The sequence below is a fragment of the Paenibacillus rhizoplanae genome, assembly GCF_042684125.1.
Lineage (GTDB): Bacteria > Bacillota > Bacilli > Paenibacillales > Paenibacillaceae > Paenibacillus_AQ > Paenibacillus_AQ rhizoplanae.
The window spans coordinates 114,007-135,350 of sequence record NZ_JBHUKY010000054.1 but is presented as its reverse complement, the minus strand read 5'-3'; the positions used below and the strand labels follow the sequence as shown (position 1 = coordinate 135,350).

The following is a 21,344-nucleotide window of genomic DNA, read 5'->3' as shown; positions in this document are numbered from 1 at the left end:
GGTGAGACATAGACGAACCATTAGCTTTTTAACGTGGATGGTGATAGTGCTCGGTGTTGTTGCGACAGGCATCGGGCTATTTTCAGGTGAAGGATCTGAGAATGAGGGGAGCCATCCCATCTTCACCTCCATCCGGGGAGAACAGATTGAATTGTACGGTACCGGCATCTACAAGAATGATTCTTTGTCCGCAGCAGCCCAGGCCATCGCTCAGGATGGCGTTACTTTAGTGGTGGGCATTCCTTTGCTGCTCGTATCCCTGCTGCTGAGTCTCAGAGGAACGATCCGGGGGCGGCTGCTGCTGGCCGGAGCGCTCGGATACTTCACCTATACCTATGCTTCATACTGTTTTCTGGCCATGTATAATGATCTGTTTCTGGTCTACGTCTTGCTTTTCTCGGGCAGCTTATTTGCATTTATTTTGGTCTTTCGCTCGGTGGAGCGGGAGGGGGTGTTGATGAAGACGCAGCTTCCGGCGGTAAGCATTGGCTTCATCCTGCTGCTGATCGCCTTCCTGATTATCATGCTGTGGTTGGGCCGGATTGCCGGCGGCTGGCGGGATGGAACCGTACCTGCTCTGCTTGAGCATTACACCACGCTGGTGATTCAGGCGCTGGATTTAGCAGTATTGCTTCCGCTCATGGTGCTAACAGGGGCATTGCTCGTCCGCAGACAGTCTTACGGTTACCTTCTGGCTCCTGTTGTTCTGGTAAAAGCCGCAACCCTGCTGACCTCCATATCCTCCATGATGATTGGGATGCTGAGGGCAGGAGTTCATGTCTCCATGGTAGAGTTGATCCTGTTTCCAATGTTCAATCTGGCAGTCATCTGGTGTCTCATTCTTGTACTGCGCAACGCGCAGGAACCCGCACCCCCTGCAAGCCCATTACCTATAGAATAGAGGCGGACTTAAGTGAGCAATCGGATCTTGATCGTGTATGCAAGCAAATACGGATGTACCGAAAAAGCCGCATTACTGCTGCAAGCCAGGCTGAACGCGGCCGATGTGGTGAATCTGAGCTCTGGCCCGTTGCCGGATCTAACTGGCTACGGCACAGTAATCCTAGGCGGCTCCATCTACTATGGCAGAATCCGTAAGGAGATGGCTGCATTCACAGCCCGGCACAAGCAGGAGCTTTTAACCAAACGGCTGGGCTTGTTCATCTGTGCAGGAATGACAGGGGAGAAGGGAGAGCAGGAGCTTAAGCAGGCGTATCCCGAGATCATCTACAACAAGGCGCTTGCCAGGGAGATAATGGGCGATGAGATCTATCCGGACCGGATATCTGCGCTGGATAAGTGGGTTATACGTATGGTAAAAGGCAAGGAGCACAAGACAGGAGGCGGGCTGTCCATGGTTAAGCTGGAGCGCTTCGCGCATACGATGTCGGCAGGCGAGTAGGGGAGAGGAGTAGTGAGGGCTAGCGGTGATAAAACGAAGTGGAGCAGGAGTGCTTTGAAGCAGCAACGCGTTAAGTCGAAGGGATAAGCAGGTAATAAGGTAACATAATCAATATTATGTTACCTTATATACAAAAAAGACAACGAAAGCGTGTCGCGAAACGAAAACACACTAACTTTGCATTTACTAATTACAATATTTCAACATATGAAAATTTCACAATAGGAGGAACAAAAATACCAGCTCCCCCTCATTACTACACCTAAACCCAAACCTTTATCTTAACTTAGCAACTAACAGACGGAAAAAGAGAGGTTAACCCCTGCCAAATCAGGTCTTCGCTGTCAACCCCACTGGGCGGCATAATCACAAAGCTACTGTGCCCGCTGTAAGCTGATTCGTCAGCTTAGAGGCCATGTCCACGGACTTCAGCGCAGATTGCAATGATAGCTGGGAGATGGTCCCGTTCTGCAAAGAGAGCAGGGCATGGCGCAGGCTTTTCTCATAAGGATTGTTGGGCATTACCGGGATCGCCGTCTTACCCTCAGAAGTATAGCTGGTCAGGTTGGCTTCAACCTCTCCGTCCGCAGCATTGGTCTCGTGGAATACCAGCTTGCCGCGCTCGAAATACGCTTCGTAACCAACCGTGAACGGGTACGCTTCAGGCATCTGTGAAGAGACGGTTAACTGCGCGCTAGCACCAGCGTTAGCGAAAGAAGCATGAACCAGCGCCTGACCGTCCACACCTCCAGAGGTCCCCCAGACGGAAGTGGGTAGAGGGGTGTCCAGCAGCCACGCGATAGCATCCAGGTCATGAATCATCAGATTGGCAGCGATCGCGGACAGGCCCAGATCTCCCCACACCGGTGCGGTCTCCCTGCGGAAGCTGACATGCAGCAGTTGGCCATAGGTTGATTCACGGGTAGCCTGTTCCAGATATTCATAGGCATAATCGAATTTGATGAATTGATTGACGAGGATTCTGCGGCCATACCGCTGTTCGGCGTCCAGTAGCTCCCGTCCTTCTTCAGGCTCCAGAACAACCGGCGTCTCGCAAAATACATGTTTTCCCCGTCTCAGCGCCTCTACCGCATAGGTCTTATGTAGCGCAGAAGGCAAACAGAGATCGATGACATCCACTTCGGGATCAGACAGTAGGTCCTCGATGGACGTTGTGATCTCTACCCCCAGCTCTTCCTTCAGCTTCAGCAGCTTGGCCTCATTTCTCCCGAAGACCACAATCCGGTTCACGAACTCCATTTGCTTCAGCAGAGAAGCGTGATACGCCCCGAATCCAGTTCCCAATATGCCAATATTCATTTGCAGCAGCTCCTTACATTTGATACATTCATCTTAACGCAGTATTGTTGACAACAGAGTGGCAAGAATAAATAACGAATAATAAGACTTGGGGGAGACGCATGCGGCTGCACCGACTGATTGCTATACTTCTACTACTTGAATCCCGGGGCAAAATGAAGGCGAACGAGCTGTCTATCGCCCTCGAAACGTCCGTCCGCTCCATTTACAGAGATATCGATGTTTTGGCGGAGTCTGGAATCCCGCTGGTCAGCACCACCGGGCCGAACGGCGGGATTTCGCTCATGGAAGGCTATACGGTGAATCTGCGGAGGCTGCAGGGGGAAGAGGTGGTCCAGCTGTTTTTGACCGGGATGGGAATGCCGGCGGGCGGTTCAGGAGAGACCAGTCTGCTGCTCAAAAGTGCGCTCCTGAAGCTGGAAGCAAGCTTACCCGCACCCTACCAGGAGGATATCCGTACCGCGCAGCGCCGGTTTCTGTTCGATGATACGCCGTGGTGGAGCGGTCAGGTAGCGGTGCCATATCTTGAGACTCTGCGCACGGCGGTGTGGCGGGGGCGGAAGATTACGGCAGATTATCTTAAGGTGAATGGAGAGAGCTCGCTGCGGAAGCTGCAGCCCTATGGACTGATCGTGAAGCAGGGGGAGTGGTATCTTGCCGCCTATTGTGAGCGAGCAGGTGGGGTCCGAACATTCAAATGCGAACGGTTCACTGCCGTTACTTTGTTGGACGAGACCTATGCCATCCCTGAGCAGTTCTCCCTCCAGGCATACTGGCAACAAGCAGAGCAAGCCTTCGTTCAGACCAGCAGAGCGCGGGAGTTCTATCCGGTGGACATCCGTACTCGTGTTAACAATGAGCAGATATTGCAGGGGCTTGAGGTCATGAATACCGAATCTGATGGAGAAGCAGTGCTGGTAACGGTAAATATGTATGATTATAGCTCGGCCTGTGCGAGGGTGCTGCCGCTATTGGTTCATGCTGAAATTGTAGGACCGCCGGAGCTAAGAGAGTACGTCAGCAATCAAGTACGAATGTGGGATAAAATGTATAACTGCTTTTAGGGTGACATAATCAATATTATGTTAACTTATCTACAATCGAAGAGTGAAATAATAAACCCCAGACCTTGCTTGTCAGCAGGTTTGGGGTTTATTGACTTTGTTGAACCGTACCTTTTCCAAACACAAGAGGATAGAATTCAATTACGGAACAATATACGATAAGCTGTATAGAGGTTTAGATGTCAGATTACTTAACAAAAGGAGGACTTGAGATGCTGCGGGGGCTGATCCTACGGTTGAGAAGAAGTAAAATGCGCACCAGACTGCTGCTCTTGTTCACCATGCTGACGCTGCTGCCGTTAAGTGTGCAGGGGATGGTGACGTACCGTCATTTCTCCTCCACCCTGAACGAGAAGACAAAGCAATATACGGTGGATGTCGCCGGACAGGCCAACGCTAATCTGGACAGACTGCTCAAGGATTTGGAGCGGTTGTCGCTGATGCCTCTGTATGACGAACAGGTGTTATCTATTCTGGCTAAATACGATGGTCCTATGGGCTCAGGCACATGGGCGCTGTCTGACGATTATCAGAAAATGAAGCTATATACCTCCGCACAGGCCTACGATCGTCCGGAAATCCGGGGCATTCACCTGCTGAGCAACAGCGGAACCCTGTTCTCCAACGTGGAGCCGCTGGCGGTCAACACCTCGTGGGATGGCAGGCATGACGAATGGTTCAACGCACTCAAGCGGTCGGACGGCGAGTGGATCATTCTTCCTCCGCATCATCCATCTTATTATGCTGGAACCGACCCTTCATCCTATATTTCGGTAGCAAGGGTGATCAAGGAACCCAGAACGCTGAGGCGTCTGGGCTACATCCTTATCGACGCTAAGCAGTCAGCCTTCGGCTCCGTCTTCTCTAAGCTGAAGATTGAAGAGTCTACCAACCTGATGATCTTGGACGGAGACCAGCGGCTGCTGTATGAGCAAAAGCCGGATAATGGGCAGTCGGCCTACGGCGAGCTTATGGGCTCCGGGCGGATCAAGGAGCTGCACGGCGGGGAGCGGGAGAGGCTGGGAGGCACAGATTATTTGTTTATCAGCCATAAGTCCCCGTATTCGGGCTTGTCCGTCATCGGCCTGACCCCCATTGGAGTCATGCTGAAGGAATCACGCGCGATGATGATTTTCACGTTATGGCTTGCCCTCTTTTGCCTGGTGACAGTGCTGCTGCTGGCTTATGCGGTATCGTACCGGATCACCCTCCCTCTGGTGGAGCTCAAGAGCAATATGTCCAGGGTGGAGCGGGGCGATTTCAACATGCGGGTCAGTCCGCTGGGGGGAGATGAATTCGGGCAGCTCGGGCGCGGATTCAACAAGATGATGGACGAAATCAACCGCCTGTTTCATGAGGTGCTTGTGATTGGACTCCGGGAAAAGGAGGCTGAGCTGTCCGCCCTGCAGAGTCAGATCAACCCGCATTTTATCTATAATACGCTGGAATCAATTAATATGATGGCCGTCCAGCGCAGGCATGATGAGGTATCGGATATGGTATCCGCACTGGGCAAGCTGCTTCGTTATACGATTGACAAGGCCGGCCGGCTTGTATCGCTGGGAGAGGAAATTGCGTTCGTAGACTCCTATGTGCGTATCCAGCAGATTCGTTTCGGCGGTAAGCTGACGGTGCATAACGAGATTGAAGAAGAAGTACTGCATTTGCGCATTCCGAAGCTCACCATTCAGCCGCTGGTGGAGAATGCTATTGATCACGGGATCGCCGGGCGCGAAGAAGGGACGATCTGGGTGTCAGCGCTGCGTTTTGACAACGAGCTATTGATTACCGTGCGCGACGACGGGAACGGCTTAGAGGAAGAGGAACTCACGGCGCTGAACCGGGAGATCGAACAAGATCCTTCCATGGATTCGCTCAGGCGCAGCGAGGAGGAGAGTCTGGGGCTGCGCAATATCGGCCAGCGGATCAAGCTGCTGTACGGGGAAGGCGGGAGCCTCACGGTTGACGGAAGTCCGGGGCAAGGACTGGCCGTGACCATTACGATAACGATACCGGAATCAGGGGGAGAAGAGGATGTATAAAGTGCTGCTCGTAGAGGACGAAATCGTGATTAGACAAGGGATGCGCGAGCTGATTAGCCGGTCGGCGCCCTTTTTCGAGGTGACGGCTGAAATGCCGGGTGGACGGGAGGCGCTCCTGTACTTAAAATCCGAGCTGCCGGACGTGATGATTACCGATATCCGTATGAAGGAAATGGACGGACTGGCGCTGGCCGCGAAGGTGAAGTCGATGTACCCCGGGCTGCTCGTCATCATTGTGAGCGGATACGGCGAATTTGAATATGCCCAAAAAGCCATAGAATACGGCGTTCTCCATTACCTGTTAAAGCCCGTAGAACGTCACGAGCTGGTTAGCGTGATGGAAAAAGCTCGTCTGCTGCTCGATAAGCGTCATGGCATATCTTCCCTGGAACAGACGCCAGGCCCGCTGCGGGTGGAGAGCGGAGGGGATACACGCAAGATCATACGGGATGTTAAGGAGTATGTCAGACTGCATATTGACGGTGATCTGCGGCTGCAGACGGTAGCTTCCCATGTCAATCTGAACGCTACGTATCTGAGCCAACTGTTCAAGGGGGAGGCGGGCTGCAATTATTCAGACTATGTAACCGATTCCCGGATGGAACGTGCGAGATGGCTGCTCAGCCATACCCAGCTCAAAATTTATGATGTCGCCCGGCTCTCCGGCCATCAAAGCCCGAAGCATTTCATGCTGGTGTTCAAACAGCAGACAGGGGTGACGGCGGGAGAGTACCGCAATCAATTTAATCATTAGGAATGAAACGTTAATTAATCTAACATAAATCATAAACAAAACGAACCTTTCCTGTATTCTGGGTGATTTATCCGTCAGATGAGTCTCCTTTATACTAAAAGAGTCATTAAAACTAACATATCAAAGGGGGATATTCATGAAAAAAGCAGGAGTAGTGCTTCTTTCAGCCATGCTGCTGGGCTTGATGGCAGGTTGTGCCAAGCCGGCAGCAAGCGGAAATGCCGAGAGTCCCGGGAAACAGGAAGATGTGGAGTTAAAGTTTCTGATGTGGGGCAATCAAGGGCATATGGATGTGTACAACAAGCTGATCAGCCAATTTGAAGCAGACAATCCGGGCATTAAGGTGACTATGGATTCGGTGCCATTCACGGATTATCAGCAGAAAATATCCGTGCTGGCCGCAGGGAAATCCCTTCCGGATATCGCCTGGGTATCGGAGCGGATGATCCCGCAGTTCAAGGCCAACGGCATTCTGGCGGACGTCTCCTCCTTCAAAGACGATGCGTCCTTTAATCTGGACGATTATATTCCGAGCACGCTCGATTTGTTCCGGGACGGGGATCAATTACTTGGCCTGCCATTCTCGACCCCGCCGGTGGTCATGTTCTACAACAAGACGCTGTTCGACAAGGCGAACCTGACCGACCCGAATACGCTGGCCTCCGAAGGAAAATGGACCTGGAAGACCTTTGAGGAATCCGCCAAAGCGATTGCTGTCAAAGACGCGCAAGGCCGGGTATATGGCGCGAACTTCTTTCGTGACTGGAAGACCTGGGCCATTCTGTCTTCGTACGCCTGGTCTTACGGAAGCGGCCCGTTCAATGAGGATCTGACCGCGTTCACCTGGAATGACCAGTACGGCGTGGAGACCATGGAACTGCTGGAGCGGATGATGTACGAGGACGAATCCCACCCGAAAGCAGGCGAACAGATCAGCTTCGATGCAGGGAATCTGGGAATGTTCTTCGACAACTACAGCTATGTCTCGAAAGCGCGTGACATTACAGGGTTTGAATGGAGCATTGCGCCGATGCCGTCCGGCTCCGCCGGCAGTGTTCCGATGCTGGGCCAAGCAGGCTATACGCTGTTCAAGGACAGTAAGCATCCGGAGGAAGCCAAAAAGCTGCTCAAACTGTTCGCCAGTCAGTCAGGCATTGAGGCGACATCCACATATTTCGTACCTCCGCGCACATCTGTGCTCAATTCTGATGCGTTCCTGAATCAGCCGAACAACCCGCCAGCCGAGCACATCGTGCAAGCTGTTATCGATGAAATGCCTAAAGCGCGTATCATTCCGGGCCACATCCGCTGGCAGGATATCGATAATGCGGTGCTGCAAGGCTTTGACCGCCTGTTCGGCAGATCAGCGTCCGCCAAGGACAACATGAAGCAGATGCAGACCGATGTCGAGGCCATTTTGAAATAAGATTCCGGGCAAGGGGCCGTCAACCGGTGTGCGGGACCATGGAGCATCCGGCTTGACGGACCGCCCGGCAAGGGAGCGAAAACCATGGGTAAATTGAAACAGAGATTGGAGCACAGCGGCCTGTCCTTGATCATCAGCCTTCCTGCCAATGATGTGAGATTGGCGAAGGCAGCGCTTGAGGAAGGCGCGGATGCTCTGAAGGTTCATTTTAATGTCGGGCACCGGGCCAGTGGTACGCACTTCGGTCCACTTGACAGCTATGAGGATATTTTTAGCGAGATCCGGTCTGCCTTTGACGGTCCCTTTGGTGTAGTGCCTTCAGGCAGTTTAGAGGGTGTGGCGGAGGAAGAGATTAAGCGGCTTGCTCCGCTCGGGTTCGATTTTTATTCGATCTATGCCCATCATCTGCCGTCCTTTATGCTGGAGGACCATGGGTTGGACCGGACTTTTGCCATTAATGACACCTATGATCTCAGTCAGGTTCGGGAGGGGGCGCAGTTCGGGATCACGGCGCTTGAAGCTTCAATTGTGCCTGGCAGCGAATACGGTACGGGTCTTAGCTTCGCAGACCTGCTGAAATACCGGTATTTGGCCGACCATTCCGGTCTTCCTGTGCTGGTGCCTTCCCAGCGTAAGCTGGTTACAGGAGATGTACCGTCCTTACAGCGCGCGGGAGTGAAAGCAATCATGTTAGGTGCAGTGGTGACGGGCAAGACAGAAGATGAGCTGCGGCGTGCGGTTAGCTCGTTCCGTGGTGCAATAGACAAATTGAGCTAGGGGGCGGTGAATTCCGGCATGAACAGAAAGGTCAAGAGACGAAACAAGGGTCCGCTTGCCCGCGAGGCACAGGTGACTGGATGGCTTTTTATATCGCCAATGCTGCTTGGTTTCACGTTATTATTGTTATTTCCAATGGGGAAAGCGCTCTATATGAGCTTAAATGACTGGCCGCTGCTTGGCGAGCACCGGTTCGTCGGTCTGGATAATTACAAGGATATTGCGGTGGACCCGCTCTTCTGGAAGGTTTTCGGCAATACGGCATATTTCACGCTGGGTCTGGTGCCGTTTAACATTGTGCTGGCTCTGATGCTGGCGTTGCTGTTATCCCGGAGCTTAAAGGGCATCGGCATCTTCCGTACCGCGATCTTCGTTCCCGTAATGACTTCGCTGATCGTATGGTCCATCGTCTGGAAGTACATGTTCGCCACCGATTCCGGGCTGATCAATCAGCTGCTGATGCTGTTCAACATTAAAGGGGCAGCTTGGCTGTATGATGAGAGACTGGCGATGCCGGCCGTTATCGTGACAAGTGTACTGAAGAACGTGGGCCTAAATATGGTGTTATTTATCGCAGCGATCCAGCAGGTATCGCGTTCGTTATATGAGGCGGCTGAGCTGGACGGGGCAGGTAAGACCAAAACCTTTTTCAACGTGACCCTGCCTATGATTACGCCAACCGTATTTCTGACCGTGGTGATGACCGTAATCGGCTCGCTGAAGGTATTCGGCCAGATCTATGTCATGACCCAGGGCGGGCCGAGTAACAGTACCAAGGTACTGGTCTATTACATTTGGGAAAAAGCGTTCAAGCTGTTCCAGATGGGCTACGCTTCAGCGCTGGCATTTGTGTTGTTCTTTGTCGTGTTGATCTTGACTCTGCTGCAGTGGCAGCTGCGAAAGAGGTGGGTATTCAATGAGAGCGACGCTTAAGCCCAGCCGAAAGTGGTCTGTAGCAGGAGTGTATGCTGCATTAACAGCGGTATCGCTGATTATGCTTGTTCCGTTTTTGTGGATGCTGTCCACCTCCTTCAAACGGCCGCAGGACATTTTTACCTACCCGCCACAGCTGATTCCGCCGGTCTTCCAGTTTCAGAATTATGTGGATGTCTTTACACTGATCCCGTTTCACCGCTTCTATTTTAACAGCGTCTATATCTCGTTTGTCGTCGTGGCGGGAACGGTGTTTTTCGCTTCGCTGGCCGGTTATGCTTTTGCCAAAATTCCCTTCACCGGCAGAAATGCCGTGTTTCTGGTGTTGCTCAGCGCCATGATGATCCCGCATGAAGTGACGGCGATCCCGATGTTCCTGTTCATGCGCGACCTGGGCTGGATTGACACGCATCTGCCGCTGATTCTGCTGCCGATCTTCGGCGCAAGCGGCGTGTTCGGAATCTTCGTGATGCGGCAATTCTTCATTACTGTACCCACTGAGCTTGAGGAGGCGGCGATGATTGACGGCTGCAGCCGGTTCCGCATTTACTGGACAATTATGCTGCCGATTGCCCGTCCCGGCATGGCGACACTGACGATCTTCACGTTCGTGTCCATCTGGAATGAGTTCTTCGACCCGCTTATTTTCATTAATACGCGTGAACTGATGACCTTGCCGCTGGGATTATCGTTGTTTACAGATGAAGTGGGCACTTCCTGGCATTATCTGATGAGCGCCACCGTTATGGCAACCGTGCCGCTGCTGATCGTCTTCTTCATGGCACAGAAGCGGTTCATCGAGGGCGTAGCTATGACGGGGCTGAAGGAATAGCACACACTGAAAAGGAGTAGATGATATGAATCCTGTAATAGAGGCAGATGTCGTTGTCGTGGGGGGAGGCCCGGCAGGAATCACGGCGGCCATCGCCGCCGGACGGCTGGGGGCACAGACGGTGCTCATTGAACGTTACGGGTTCGTGGGCGGAATGTCCACCGCTGCTATGGTCTATCCGTGGATGACCTTTCATACGGATAGTGGCGAGCAGGTTATCAAGGGCATCGCCCAGGAAATTGTAGACCGGCTGCAGGCAAACGGCGGTTCACCGGGCCACCTGCGGGATACGGTCGGCTTCGTGCATACACTGACGCCTTACCATCCTGAGATTTATCAAGTGGTAGCTACAGATATGCTGCGTGAAGCGGGAGTGAAGCTGCTTCTGCACAGCTTTGTGGATGAGGTGATGGTCAGTGACGGCGTGATCGAACATGTGGTAGTGACTAATAAATCCGGGCGTACGCCTATAAAAGGGCGCATCTTCGTGGATTGCAGCGGAGATGCCGACGTAGCCAAGCTGTCCGGGGCCGAAACGCTGCAGGGACGGGAGGGGGACAGCCGCTCCCAGCCGATGACGATGAAGTTCAGAATGCGCGGCGTCGATTTGCACAAGGTCAAAGCTTATATGATCAGCCATCCCGAAGAATTCTACAGCAAAACGCCGATTGCCGAGCTGCCGGACCTGCCGCTCACCGGGGTAAGCGGATTCTACTCGCAATGGAAGCGGGCTGAGGTGCCGATCAACCGCGATCAGGTTTTGTTCTTTACCGGTCCTGCAGACGACGAGGTGCTGATCAACTGCACCCGCGTCCAGGGGCTGGACGCAACGAGTGCGGAGGATCTGACCTTGGCGGAACAGGAGGGCCGCAAGCAGGTGCTGCTCATGGCCGAGTTTCTGAAGCGCGACGTTCCGGGCTTCGAACGGGCCTCAATCTCAGCGGTTGCGCCGCAGATCGGCATCCGCGAATCGCGGCGGATCAAAGGCTATTACCAGCTGACCCAAGAAGATGTCGTAGAAGGCCGGAAGTTCAGTGATGTCATTGCCCGCAGCGGCTACCCGATCGACATTCACGATCCGTCAGGCAAGGGGGTAACAGCCTCCTTCATCGCCGGAGACGGCGCATACGATATTCCGTATGGCTGCCTGCTCTCAGCCAATGTGTCCAATCTGCTGGCCGCAGGCAGATGCATCTCGACTTCGCACGAAGCACTGGCCACGACCCGGCTGACGCCAAGCTGCATGGCCACGGGCCAGGCGGCCGGAACAGCTGCGGCGCTCGCTGCGGCTGCGGGGGTGAAGCCACAGGCGCTTGACATCCCGCAGCTGCAGGAACAGCTGAAGCGGGATGGGGTTGTATTATAGAGCTGCGGAGCGGGAATGTAGTCGGAAAACCGATTACATTCGGCTAGGCAGCGGCGTTTAGTTGCAGTATAATCATTATTTGAAACATAATAATTATTATGTTAACTTATTGACGATCACAAGAGTTAAAAACAATGATAAGTATGTATTAATAAACCCCAAACCCGCTTTACAGCAGGTCTGGGGTTTATTTTCGTCTCAAATACCTCACACACCAAGCTCACGCTGCGCACTTGCTTCGGAAAGCTCCCGGATGCGGAGTCTTTTATGCGCGGTAATCAGGAAAGGAAGGCCGAGCGCGGTGGTCAGCGCAAGCGGTACGAATACAGCGGGCCCATTCAGAGCGCCGAACTGATCCAGCAGCAATCCTCCAAGAATAGGCGCCATGACGCTGCCAATATTATTGAAGCCAATCGTGCCGAAATAGGTACCTTTCCACTCCGGCTTGGCAATCCGGTCGATCAGCATATCCATCATCGTGAAGAGCAGGACCTCCCCGACAGTGAACAGGACCACGCTGAACATCAGCAGGGGAACCCCTCCGGGCATCCCGAACAGCAGCAGACTAAGCGCTACGCAGACATTGCCCAGAATGAGCGGGATAATCGGCGCGAACTTGCTGGCTGTACGCACGATGGGATACTGTACGACCAGCACCGTGACTGCATTAAGCGACAGCATATAAGAGAAAACTTGGCTGCCATTGCTGAAATGGGTGTTCATCGCCAGAAATTGCGCCAGTGTAGAGCTGAAGTGTCCATACCCGAGGACGCAGAAGATGGTTCCCAGCAGCACGGGCAGAAACACCTTGTCTCTTCCGGTGACGGCGAGCGCATCGAGCAGCTTCGGCGTCCGGGCTTCTCCATGAACAGGCAGGCTGGCACGGTGCACCGAGAATTGCAGGAACAGAACAAGGCCATAGGCGATATAGACGATCCCGGCGATCATGAACGGGAAGGTGGACTTGGCGGAGCCTAGCTGGAGGCCGATAATAGGGCCGAAGACCACACCCAGATTCACTGCCGCATACCGCAGGTTGTAGACCAGTAATTTTTGATCTGGAGGGGTGATATCCGACAATAATGCCCGTGAAGTCGGTTCAAATACGGCGCGGCACAGTCCGTTGAGCGTGTTCACCAAGAAAAACACCCATAAATGCTGCGCTGCGGCGAAGCCGAAGAATACGCAGGCCCAGCCGAATACCGAGACCAGCATGACGATCCGGCGCCCGATCACATCCGAGATATAACCGCCGTAAAAGCTGATCATTACCCCTGCCAGCGAGCTGACGGCCACCGTCAACCCCGTCTGGGTAGCGGAAGCGCCAAGCACCTGCGTGAGATAGATAGAGAGAAAAGGAATGCTCATTGAAGTAACCAGCCGGCCGAACATCGTTCCGATGATGATGGTCCAGGCCAGCGGGTGAATGTGGCGCAGATGTTGTTTCATTTGAATCCCTGTCTCCTAGTCCATGTTTTGAATTTGAAGCATGCTTCTTATCGAATGATTAAGTATAATTGTATAGAACAAAGGGGGAAATAAAAGTGTAAGGATTACATGTAACTTTTCACCTTTTAAAGGGAGGTTAATCATATGGACACCAGCAGCATGCATTATCTCTGTCTGGCCGCAGCTCTGTCTCCCGCATATAGCCTTCAGCAGCCGATTCCAGTGACGATTGAGCAGTTGACCGGTATCCTACACTGCACACCGCGTAATGTGAAGTTTATTCTGCGGAAGCTGGAGGAGCAGCAGCTAATTGCCTGGATACCCGGAAGAGGGAGAGGGAACCGCTCGCAGATGACTTTTTTGCGTCATATAGATGAGGTGCTGGAGGAGAGGTTTCAGGAGCTGGTCAGCAAAGGCCGGATTAAGTCTGCCATCGAATTAATTGGTCAATACCCGGTTAACGAGCCGCTCAAAGAGCGCCTGCTGGCGGTTCTCGATAAGCAAATGGGCTTCTGGAGCGAAACCGGCTCCACATTCGGGCAGGAGGTGCTGCGAATCTCCCGTAACCGTGCGATGGAGAAGCTGGACCCGGCTAGCGTATACACCGCTTTTGAGACTTATTTGCTGGGGCATATTTGCAGTACCTTGATAACCTATGATGCACAGAACGGGGTTTTCCTGCCGGGGCTGGCCCACACGTGGGAGGCTAACGAGAGCAGTACGAGTTACCTGTTCTACCTGCGCAAGGGGGTGCGATTCCACCACGGCCGGATGATGACTTCACGGGATGTAAAAGAAACCCTCCAGCGTCTGATCGGACTTAAAAGTCCGGCGATCTGTCATTTTGAGGATATCATTCATGTGGAGCTGGAAGGGGATTACGTTATCCGGTTTGATCTGGTGCAGCCTAATTTGTTCTTCCTGCATCTGTTCAGCTCGATCTATATGTCGATTGTTCCGTATGATGTGGATTTCGCAGCGCATCCGGTCGGCACGGGGCCCTATCAGGTACTAGATCTGAGCCAGGATGTGCTTGTACTCAGCGCTTACGATCTTTACTATGGAATCCGCCCTCTGCTGGACCGGGTCGAGATCTGGTACCTGCCGCATCTAGCCTCGGGGGTACGTCAATATCAGCTGACGGGTGCCAGTACCAGTCTGAGCAGTGTGGCCGCAGCAGAAGAAGGGAGGAGCCACAGTATCGATTATCCGGCTGTCGGGTGCAGGTACATGCTGTTTAATTTTCGAAAAGAAGGCGTTCACCATCATCCCGCTGTCCGGCAGGCTATGCGTATCCTCTATAATCAGCTTGCGCTGATCCGTGAGCTGGGAGGCAATCGGATTATGCCGGCAGACAGCTTCCTTCCCTGGCAGAGCAGTAAGTATGAGTTTGCTGAGCCGCAATTGGAGGAAGCGCGGGCGCTGCTTGAGGAAGGCGGATACAGAGGAGAGGTAGTGAAGCTGGCCTACCGGCCCTGTAAAGAGGATCAGGATGAGGCGATTTGGCTGCAGGAGCGCTGCAGGAAGATTGGATTACAGCTTGAGCTGCATCCCTTAGCAGATTATGATCTGCCGGACTTGGTGAACCATGCGGATCTTGTGATCTGCGAAGAAGTGCTGGAGGATGACTGGCAGTGGGGGATGATCAATTATTTTCGCAATGAGTCCAATTATCTGCATCACCTGCTGCTGGACAGCCAGAAATCTGAGCTGACAGAGGTGCTGAAGCCTTTCGCCCGGCTGGCCGCCGGGGAGAGGGCAGAGGTACTGGAGCTGGCCGAAGGCAAGCTGAGAGATAACGGCTGGGTACTGTATGGCTGTCATATGAATAAAAAGGCGCAATTAAGTCAGAACTTGTTCGGACTGGAACCCGGTTCCTTCGGATTTCTGGATATCTCCAAGCTGTGGGTGAAATCGGGGTTTCAGTAGACACAAAGAAACGGCTGTTCTCCTGAAGGAGGAGGTAGGCCGTTTTTTTTGTATGGTACATTTAAAGTTACACCGTAATTCAGACCGCTTGCTGCTGCTTACCGTCACATTTTTTGCAGACCGTCAGCTTCTCACCCTCCGGGCCTTTGCCGAAATACAAAAGCTTGATCCGGGTGCTCCCGCAGATCGGACAGGTGCCCCTGGCCCGGGAAGGGGTGGTATAAAGTGCTTTGCCACGCTTATTCTTGGACATGTGAATTCCCACTTTCATCTGTAATACACTATCCTATGCTTTATTCAGCTGAAAAATCATTCGAAGGAGGGCATTATGAAAAAGCTTGTGATCGTAAACGGAACCATGGGAGTCGGAAAAAGTACGATTGTCAGTAAGCTGTATAAAGAATTACAACATTCAGTGTGGCTTGATGGAGATTGGTGCTGGCTAATGAACCCCTGGAAGGTTACCGAAGAGAACAAAACGATGGTAATGAATAACATCCATTATATGCTCAATCAGTACCTTGACAATTCCATGTTCGAGTATGTCTTCTTCTCTTGGGTGATTCATAAGGAAAGTATATTCGATGAAATTCTTGCAGGCTTAAAAGGAAATGAATATGAGCTAATAAAAGTCACGTTAATGTGCTCTGAGGAAGAATTGATAAAGCGTATGCGTCAGGATGAGAGGAGCGAGAGTGAAATTGAAAATAGCATTAACAGGTTAGCAAATTACAAAGAAATGAATACACAAAAGCTGAATACGAACGGCAAGGAGATTGATGTCATCATAAAAGAGCTCCTGCATATGATTGACAGCGAATTAAAAAAGAGAGCTATGAAGGCGGATAATAACATCGAAAAAAACAGCGTATAACATAAATTATACGCTGTTTCACTTCAGATCAACTTTTATATGACTTCTCGCACTAGTTGTCACCTTAAATAGAGTGATTTTGCTAGAATAATATAATTTTAATGGAATTATTATCCTCATGGAGGTTTCGTCTATGCTTTCTCCGCTTCAAGGTTCTTGACCCGTGCTATACTATCAAGTGGAAACTGCATTGAAAAAACATACGCTGGAGGGAGTCCATTGATTCATAGCAGCAAGCAGCATAAATGGAGATCAGACAAGCTGGCTCATCTGGGATCATCGATCTTTGCTGAGGTGGCTGCCTGGAAGGCCGAGGCCCGGCAGTCTGGAATGGACATCATCGATCTTGGAATTGGCAGCCCCGACCGGGCGCCTCTGCCCGAGATTCGTCAGACGTTAAGTGAAGCGGTGCTTCGGGAGGATAGCTATGCTTATCCGTCATCCAAGGGGAGTGCGGCGTTCCGTAATCAGGCGGCGAGATGGATGCAGTGGCGATTTGGCGCAGAGGTAGATCCGGAGGAGGAAATGGTGTCACTGATGGGCTCGCAGGATGGGCTGGCGCATCTGGCCCTGGCCATCTGCAATCCCGGTGATCTGGCGATTGTGCCGGACCCTGGTTATCCCATTTATTCAGGGGCGCTCGCAATTGCAGGGGTTAGGTCTTGGCCGCTGCCGCTCTTGGAGGAGAATGCGTTCCGGCCGGATCTGGACAGTATTCCTGAGGAGGTCTGGCGCGAAGCCTCTTTTATCCTGCTTAGTTTTCCCGGCAATCCGATTTCGGTTACTGTGGACTTGGCATACATGGAGCGGGTTGTGGCGCTTGCCCGTAAGTGGGATGTGCTGGTTGTGCATGATCTGGCGTATTCAGAGATGGGGTTCGATGGATACCGGCCGATCAGCATCCTCCAGGTGCCTGGGGCGAGGGATACCGCCGTTGAATTTCATTCCTTCTCCAAAAGCTTCAACATGGCCGGCTGCCGCATCGGCTTCATGACGGGGAACGCGCAGGCCGTCGGGGCGCTGCGGGAGCTGAAAAGCAATGTGGATTACGGCGTCTTCGAGCCAATCCAGGAAGCGGCGGTTGTCGCGCTGGAGCAAGCGATGGCCTCTGGGCCGGACCAAGGAGTAGCTGTGCTGTATGAGCGGCGGCGGAATCTTCTGGTAGAGGCGCTACATCTTGAAGGGTGGGCGGTGCCCTCGCCGGAAGCTACTATGTTTATTTGGGTGAAGCTGCCGGATGCCTATGGGAGTAGCGGTGAAGCCGGAAGTTCGCGCCGCTTCGCGCATGACCTGCTGCTGAGAACCGGGGTAGCGGTCATACCGGGAGATGCTTTTGGCAGCCAGGGGGAAGGGTATGTGCGGATTGCGCTGGTAGAGGAGGAAGAACGTCTGCTGGAAGCTGCCCGGAGGATAGGGGAGTTTCTGCGTTCGGAGAGATAAAGTTGAGAAGTGCCATTGAGTAACATAATCAATATTATGTTAACCTATATAATTCGCTAATCTGAATTTGGGGTAATAAGGATCAACTACAGTTATTCAGGAGGTTGACCTTATGGGCTTTAACATTGGAGGCTTAGGCGATAAACTACAAGGAGTAGTCGGTTCCCTTAAAGAAGGACGGGTAGGAGAGCTGCTGCAGAAATTGCCGCTGGATAAGCTGCCTGTCGAGCAACTGCTACAGAAGCTGCCGCTGGAGCAGCTGCTATCGAGTTCTTTTCTGCAAAAGTTCACTCCCTTCGAGTCCTTGAAGGAGCTGCTGCAAAAAGGAGGATTCTCTGCCGGCTCGGCAGAGGAGATAAAGTCGCTCCCGCAGGATCAGCTGGATGAGCATGTATCAAAGACCACCTCCTTCGGTTCGCTGAAGGATATGCTGATCAAAGCAGCGGAGTTCTATTCCCAGCGGAAATAGAGGATACCGACAAGCAGATATACACGAAAAGAAGCCCGCAGCGGAGTGATGTTCCGTTACGGGCTTTCTTATGATGCGGGAGCTAGTGCTTCAACCAAGCGGTTGCCAGCAGCAAAGCTCCCTGGTTAGCCTTAGTGTCTGCCAGCGCGTTCAGCATCACGAAATCGTGGATAATGCCCTGGAAGCGAACGGCCGTAACGGGAACGCCTGCTTCACGAAGCTTATTCGCATAAGCCTCCCCTTCATCACGAAGCACATCAGCTTCACCGGTGATAATCAAGGCTTCCGGCAGACCGCTAAGCTGGTCCAGACTGGCCCGCAGCGGAGAGGCCGTAATCTGTGCCCGCTGCTCAGGATCGGTGGTATATTGATCCCAGAACCATTTCATGCCTTCACGCTGGAGGAAATAGCCTTCTGCGAACTGATGATACGATTCGGTATCGAAGGAAGCGTCTGTAACCGGATAGAAAAGCAATTGCTTAGAGATGGCCGGACCGCTGCGTTCTTTGGCCATCAGGGTGATGGCAGCAGTCATGTTGCCGCCGACACTGTCTCCGGCCACACTCAGTCTGGTAGCATCCAGTCCGTACATGGAGCCTTCACGGGCAATCCATTCCAGGACCGTATAGATTTCTTCAATGGCTGTAGGATACTTGGCTTCCGGGGACAGGCTGTACTCCGGGAATACCACGGCAGCGCCTGTACCCACAGTCAGCTCGCGGATGAGCCGGTCATGTGTATGGCTATTGCCGAATACCCAGCCTGCGCCATGAATATAGAGAATGACCGGCAGGGAAGTGCCGGAGGTGCCTACCGGACGAAGAATGCGGACCTTTACTTCACCGCCGGGGCCGCCGGCTACGGTCAGATCCTGAAGATCTGCCTCGGGTTTTTCAATTTCGTCAGCCTGAACAGTGTTGACCGTTTCGCGGCCTTTTTCCGGACCCAGATCGGGCAGGAAGGGAGGCTTGGCATTATCATCGGCGAATTTCTGAGCTGCAGGTTCAAGAATCACTCTTTTATAATCAGACATAGGTTTCAGTCTCCTTCTTCTAGCAGATTAGGTCAAGCTCTTCTCATCCATAACCGCCTGACAACTTTCTGAAACGTAAAGCGAACGGAAGAGCCGGGTCAAAGCGTATATCCAGTAAGAAAGGGGAGGAAGCGAGCGTGAAGGATTATCCCATCACAGAACAGCAGGCCAAGGACATGTTTGAAGTACACTCCTCTTATATTTATGGGATTGCCCTTATGATGACCAAGCAGCGGGTGCTGGCCGATGATATTACCCAGGAGACTTTTCTGCGTGCTTTTGCAAAATATCATTTGTATGATCCCTCCAGGCCGCTTCGGCCTTGGCTGTACCGGATTGCCGTAAATACGTCCCGTAATCTGTTACGCAGGAAGACCTGGATACAACTGCTGGCGGGCGTTCCTATAGAGGGAAAAGAGCACTCCGCCGAGAGCTTCGCTCTGCATAGTGAGAGTCAGCTGGAGTTATGGCAAGCGGTCAGCCATCTGTCCGCGAAGCTGCGGGAAGTGATCACCTTACACTATTATGCCGGATTATCGCTTCCCGAAACCGCAGAGGTACTAAGTATTCCGCTGGGAACCTGCAAATCCAGGCTTCATGCGGCACTGCGCAAGCTGAGAGAATGCGGAGAACTTGACCCCGGCGTGCTGATGATGAAGGAGGGGCTTAAATGACGACAGCTAAGGACAGGCTGGATGTTGAATCCGAGGCAGTAACCGCACAATTACAGAAGGAAGCTGAACACATGATACACAGTATGCCTTCTTCCGTTCATTTTGATGAGCTGTGGCAGCTACATATAGGAAGAGTAAAGGAAGCTCCAAGGGGCAGACACCGGTTATCAACGTACAGGAAGCGAATCATCGGGGCCACAGCTGCGCTGGCAGTTACAGCCGGATCAATTATAGGGATCGGATTCGTCTCGCCCCCGGTTGCTGAAGCGCTGCGTGTCATTCCTTTCTTCGATTATTTGTACGCTAAAGATGTGTACACAGCAAACCTCAAAGTTATTGAGCAGAAGCAGCTTGGCAGCCCAGTGGGCCTTGAAGCCAAGGATCAGGGGATCACTTTTGAGATGGCAGAGGTGTATTATGACGGTATTCAACTGGTGCTTAATTACGAAGTAACTTATCCGGCATCCTCACCGCCGATTTCACAGAAGGACGCGGAGGTCTACTATGAACTACATCTGAGAGGCCATGAACCGCAGTCTATTTACACACATGATTTTACGATTACAGGAGATCACACCTTTATAGGGACCACCCGGAAATCTTTTGGAGATAAGGATCTGCCCGGTCAGTTGACGCTGGATATGACCATTAATGCAATCGGAGCCACCAAAGGAAATTGGGATCTCACCATCCCGCTGGATAAAAGCATGAGTGAAGCGCTGACTTCAACCGTGTACCCGAAAGATCTGAATTTCACTTACAAGAAGTCATTATATATGCTGGAGAAGCTGACTCTTGGTCCAGTCAATACACAAGTGATTGTGCGGAATCTATACCCCCGTGAGAAGCTGAACGTTATACTCCAGGATGATATAGGAACCTTGTATACGGATCAGGGAGGAGGCGCAACCAATGACTACTACTACTTCAACTTCTCACCGCTGACAGCGCTCAATCCTAAGCCGGCCTATGTGAACCTGATCGTTACAGAACCGCTGGAGAATGGAGCAGTGAAGCAGACAGAGGACCGCCGACACCTGAATGGGTCGTTCCCTATCATGCTGAAGGGTAATGAAGGAGGAACGGTGAAGGTAACTTCCGTTGATTATGAGGAGAAGCAGACGGTTGTATATTATGAGGCCAGTCAGGTGATGAGCCAGAATACTCCGCTTAGCTTAAGGGAGGAAGAGGATGATCCAATCTTCCCCAAAGGACAGCCGGTGCGCATTAGCCGGGATAAACTGGCATTTAAACTGATTTTTCCGCCCGTGCAGCCCTCTGATAAGCTTGAGATTATGGCCCGGTCCTTCTCATATCCGGAGGATATACAACAATTCCGTCTGCGGATTCCGGTTCAGTGGGCCAAATAGCTTCTGAAATTCATCGCTATATAAAAGAAAGGCCGCGCCTGTCCTGTCATGGATGGGCTTGGCCTGTTTGAGGATAGCCTGGACCAAATGTATGCGAAAAACGAAATACAATATGCTGACATGAAGACAGCGAGCAGGATGTATGCGAAAAACCGAATACAATATGCAGGCATGAAGACTGCGAACCGAA

Annotated in this window: 20 protein-coding genes; 16 read left to right on the top strand and 4 right to left on the bottom strand. The window is 52.3% G+C overall.

Features of this window, described 5'->3' with window-relative positions:
* Nucleotide 1: 1 nt before the first annotated feature.
* Together ACFSX3_RS24200 and ACFSX3_RS24195 are read left to right on the top strand one after the other, a co-directional pair.
* Nucleotides 2-901: a hypothetical protein gene (locus ACFSX3_RS24200; protein ID WP_209989873.1), complete on the top strand. Its 900-nt coding sequence runs from the start codon at nucleotides 2-4 to the stop codon at nucleotides 899-901.
* Between the two features lie 12 nt (nucleotides 902-913).
* Nucleotides 914-1,402 carry a flavodoxin domain-containing protein gene (locus ACFSX3_RS24195; protein WP_209989875.1) on the top strand — a complete coding sequence of 163 codons (489 nt, stop codon included), beginning with the start codon at nucleotides 914-916 and terminating at the stop codon, nucleotides 1,400-1,402.
* Nucleotides 1,403-1,768: 366 nt separating this feature from the next.
* On the opposite strand, the gene ACFSX3_RS24190 is transcribed toward ACFSX3_RS24195, so the two are convergent.
* Nucleotides 1,769-2,722, bottom strand: coding sequence for a Gfo/Idh/MocA family protein (locus tag ACFSX3_RS24190; protein ID WP_209989878.1), 954 nt, complete (start codon nucleotides 2,720-2,722; stop codon nucleotides 1,769-1,771).
* A 101-nt stretch (nucleotides 2,723-2,823) separates the two neighbouring features.
* On the opposite strand from ACFSX3_RS24190, the gene ACFSX3_RS24185 reads away from it, so the two are divergent.
* The 8 genes from ACFSX3_RS24185 (at nucleotide 2,824) to ACFSX3_RS24150 (ending at nucleotide 11,916) form a co-directional block, all read left to right on the top strand.
* Complete coding sequence (locus ACFSX3_RS24185; RefSeq protein WP_209989881.1) at nucleotides 2,824-3,786, top strand: helix-turn-helix transcriptional regulator; 963 nt, start codon at nucleotides 2,824-2,826, stop codon at nucleotides 3,784-3,786.
* A 212-nt stretch (nucleotides 3,787-3,998) separates the two neighbouring features.
* Nucleotides 3,999-5,828 (top strand): cache domain-containing sensor histidine kinase, encoded by a 1,830-nt coding sequence (locus tag ACFSX3_RS24180; RefSeq protein ID WP_379256453.1) that lies wholly within the window; start codon nucleotides 3,999-4,001, stop codon nucleotides 5,826-5,828.
* Nucleotides 5,821-6,582 (top strand): response regulator transcription factor, encoded by a 762-nt coding sequence (locus tag ACFSX3_RS24175; RefSeq protein WP_209989888.1) that lies wholly within the window; start codon nucleotides 5,821-5,823, stop codon nucleotides 6,580-6,582. The genes ACFSX3_RS24180 and ACFSX3_RS24175 overlap by 8 nt, the downstream gene beginning before the upstream one ends.
* A gap of 136 nt (nucleotides 6,583-6,718) precedes the next feature.
* Entirely contained in the window at nucleotides 6,719-8,008 is a 1,290-nt protein-coding gene (locus ACFSX3_RS24170) for an ABC transporter substrate-binding protein (protein ID WP_209989890.1), read from the top strand.
* An 84-nt stretch (nucleotides 8,009-8,092) separates the two neighbouring features.
* On the top strand, nucleotides 8,093-8,785 hold the full coding sequence (locus ACFSX3_RS24165) for a hypothetical protein (protein ID WP_209989892.1): 693 nt from the start codon (nucleotides 8,093-8,095) through the stop codon (nucleotides 8,783-8,785).
* Between the two features lie 18 nt (nucleotides 8,786-8,803).
* Complete coding sequence (locus tag ACFSX3_RS24160) at nucleotides 8,804-9,718, top strand: carbohydrate ABC transporter permease (RefSeq protein WP_209989895.1); 915 nt, start codon at nucleotides 8,804-8,806, stop codon at nucleotides 9,716-9,718.
* Nucleotides 9,702-10,550, top strand: coding sequence for a carbohydrate ABC transporter permease (locus ACFSX3_RS24155; protein ID WP_209989896.1), 849 nt, complete (start codon nucleotides 9,702-9,704; stop codon nucleotides 10,548-10,550). Before ACFSX3_RS24160 ends, ACFSX3_RS24155 begins: the two co-directional genes overlap by 17 nt.
* A gap of 25 nt (nucleotides 10,551-10,575) precedes the next feature.
* Nucleotides 10,576-11,916 (top strand): FAD-dependent oxidoreductase, encoded by a 1,341-nt coding sequence (locus ACFSX3_RS24150; RefSeq protein ID WP_209989899.1) that lies wholly within the window; start codon nucleotides 10,576-10,578, stop codon nucleotides 11,914-11,916.
* Between the two features lie 207 nt (nucleotides 11,917-12,123).
* Here the strand turns inward: ACFSX3_RS24150 and ACFSX3_RS24145 are convergent, their stop codons facing one another.
* Nucleotides 12,124-13,365 carry an MDR family MFS transporter gene (locus ACFSX3_RS24145; protein WP_209989902.1) on the bottom strand — a complete coding sequence of 414 codons (1,242 nt, stop codon included), beginning with the start codon at nucleotides 13,363-13,365 and terminating at the stop codon, nucleotides 12,124-12,126.
* 144 nt (nucleotides 13,366-13,509) lie between these two features.
* Between ACFSX3_RS24145 and ACFSX3_RS24140 the strand changes: the two genes are divergently transcribed.
* Nucleotides 13,510-15,294: an ABC transporter substrate-binding protein gene (locus ACFSX3_RS24140; protein ID WP_209989905.1), complete on the top strand. Its 1,785-nt coding sequence runs from the start codon at nucleotides 13,510-13,512 to the stop codon at nucleotides 15,292-15,294.
* A 79-nt stretch (nucleotides 15,295-15,373) separates the two neighbouring features.
* On the opposite strand, the gene ACFSX3_RS24135 is transcribed toward ACFSX3_RS24140, so the two are convergent.
* Complete coding sequence (locus ACFSX3_RS24135) at nucleotides 15,374-15,547, bottom strand: hypothetical protein (RefSeq protein ID WP_200869554.1); 174 nt, start codon at nucleotides 15,545-15,547, stop codon at nucleotides 15,374-15,376.
* Nucleotides 15,548-15,622: 75 nt separating this feature from the next.
* Here ACFSX3_RS24135 and ACFSX3_RS24130 point away from each other — a divergent pair, with 75 nt between their 5' ends.
* The 3 genes from ACFSX3_RS24130 (at nucleotide 15,623) to ACFSX3_RS24120 (ending at nucleotide 18,077) form a co-directional block, all read left to right on the top strand.
* A complete protein-coding gene (locus ACFSX3_RS24130; RefSeq protein ID WP_209989908.1) occupies nucleotides 15,623-16,168 on the top strand; it encodes an AAA family ATPase in 546 nt (181 codons plus the stop codon).
* A gap of 219 nt (nucleotides 16,169-16,387) precedes the next feature.
* Nucleotides 16,388-17,608, top strand: coding sequence for an aminotransferase class I/II-fold pyridoxal phosphate-dependent enzyme (locus ACFSX3_RS24125; protein WP_379256458.1), 1,221 nt, complete (start codon nucleotides 16,388-16,390; stop codon nucleotides 17,606-17,608).
* Nucleotides 17,609-17,720: 112 nt separating this feature from the next.
* The gene (locus tag ACFSX3_RS24120) at nucleotides 17,721-18,077 is read left to right on the top strand and encodes a hypothetical protein (protein WP_209989910.1); all 357 of its coding nucleotides are present in this window, start codon (nucleotides 17,721-17,723) and stop codon (nucleotides 18,075-18,077) included.
* Between the two features lie 82 nt (nucleotides 18,078-18,159).
* Here ACFSX3_RS24120 and ACFSX3_RS24115 read toward each other — a convergent pair whose 3' ends face one another.
* Complete coding sequence (locus tag ACFSX3_RS24115) at nucleotides 18,160-19,110, bottom strand: alpha/beta hydrolase (protein ID WP_209989912.1); 951 nt, start codon at nucleotides 19,108-19,110, stop codon at nucleotides 18,160-18,162.
* Between the two features lie 137 nt (nucleotides 19,111-19,247).
* Here ACFSX3_RS24115 and ACFSX3_RS24110 point away from each other — a divergent pair, with 137 nt between their 5' ends.
* Both ACFSX3_RS24110 and ACFSX3_RS24105 read left to right on the top strand, forming a co-directional pair.
* Nucleotides 19,248-19,784, top strand: coding sequence for an RNA polymerase sigma factor (locus ACFSX3_RS24110; RefSeq protein ID WP_209989915.1), 537 nt, complete (start codon nucleotides 19,248-19,250; stop codon nucleotides 19,782-19,784).
* Entirely contained in the window at nucleotides 19,781-21,154 is a 1,374-nt protein-coding gene (locus ACFSX3_RS24105) for a DUF4179 domain-containing protein (protein ID WP_209989918.1), read from the top strand. The genes ACFSX3_RS24110 and ACFSX3_RS24105 overlap by 4 nt, the downstream gene beginning before the upstream one ends.
* Nucleotides 21,155-21,344: the final 190 nt, after the last annotated feature.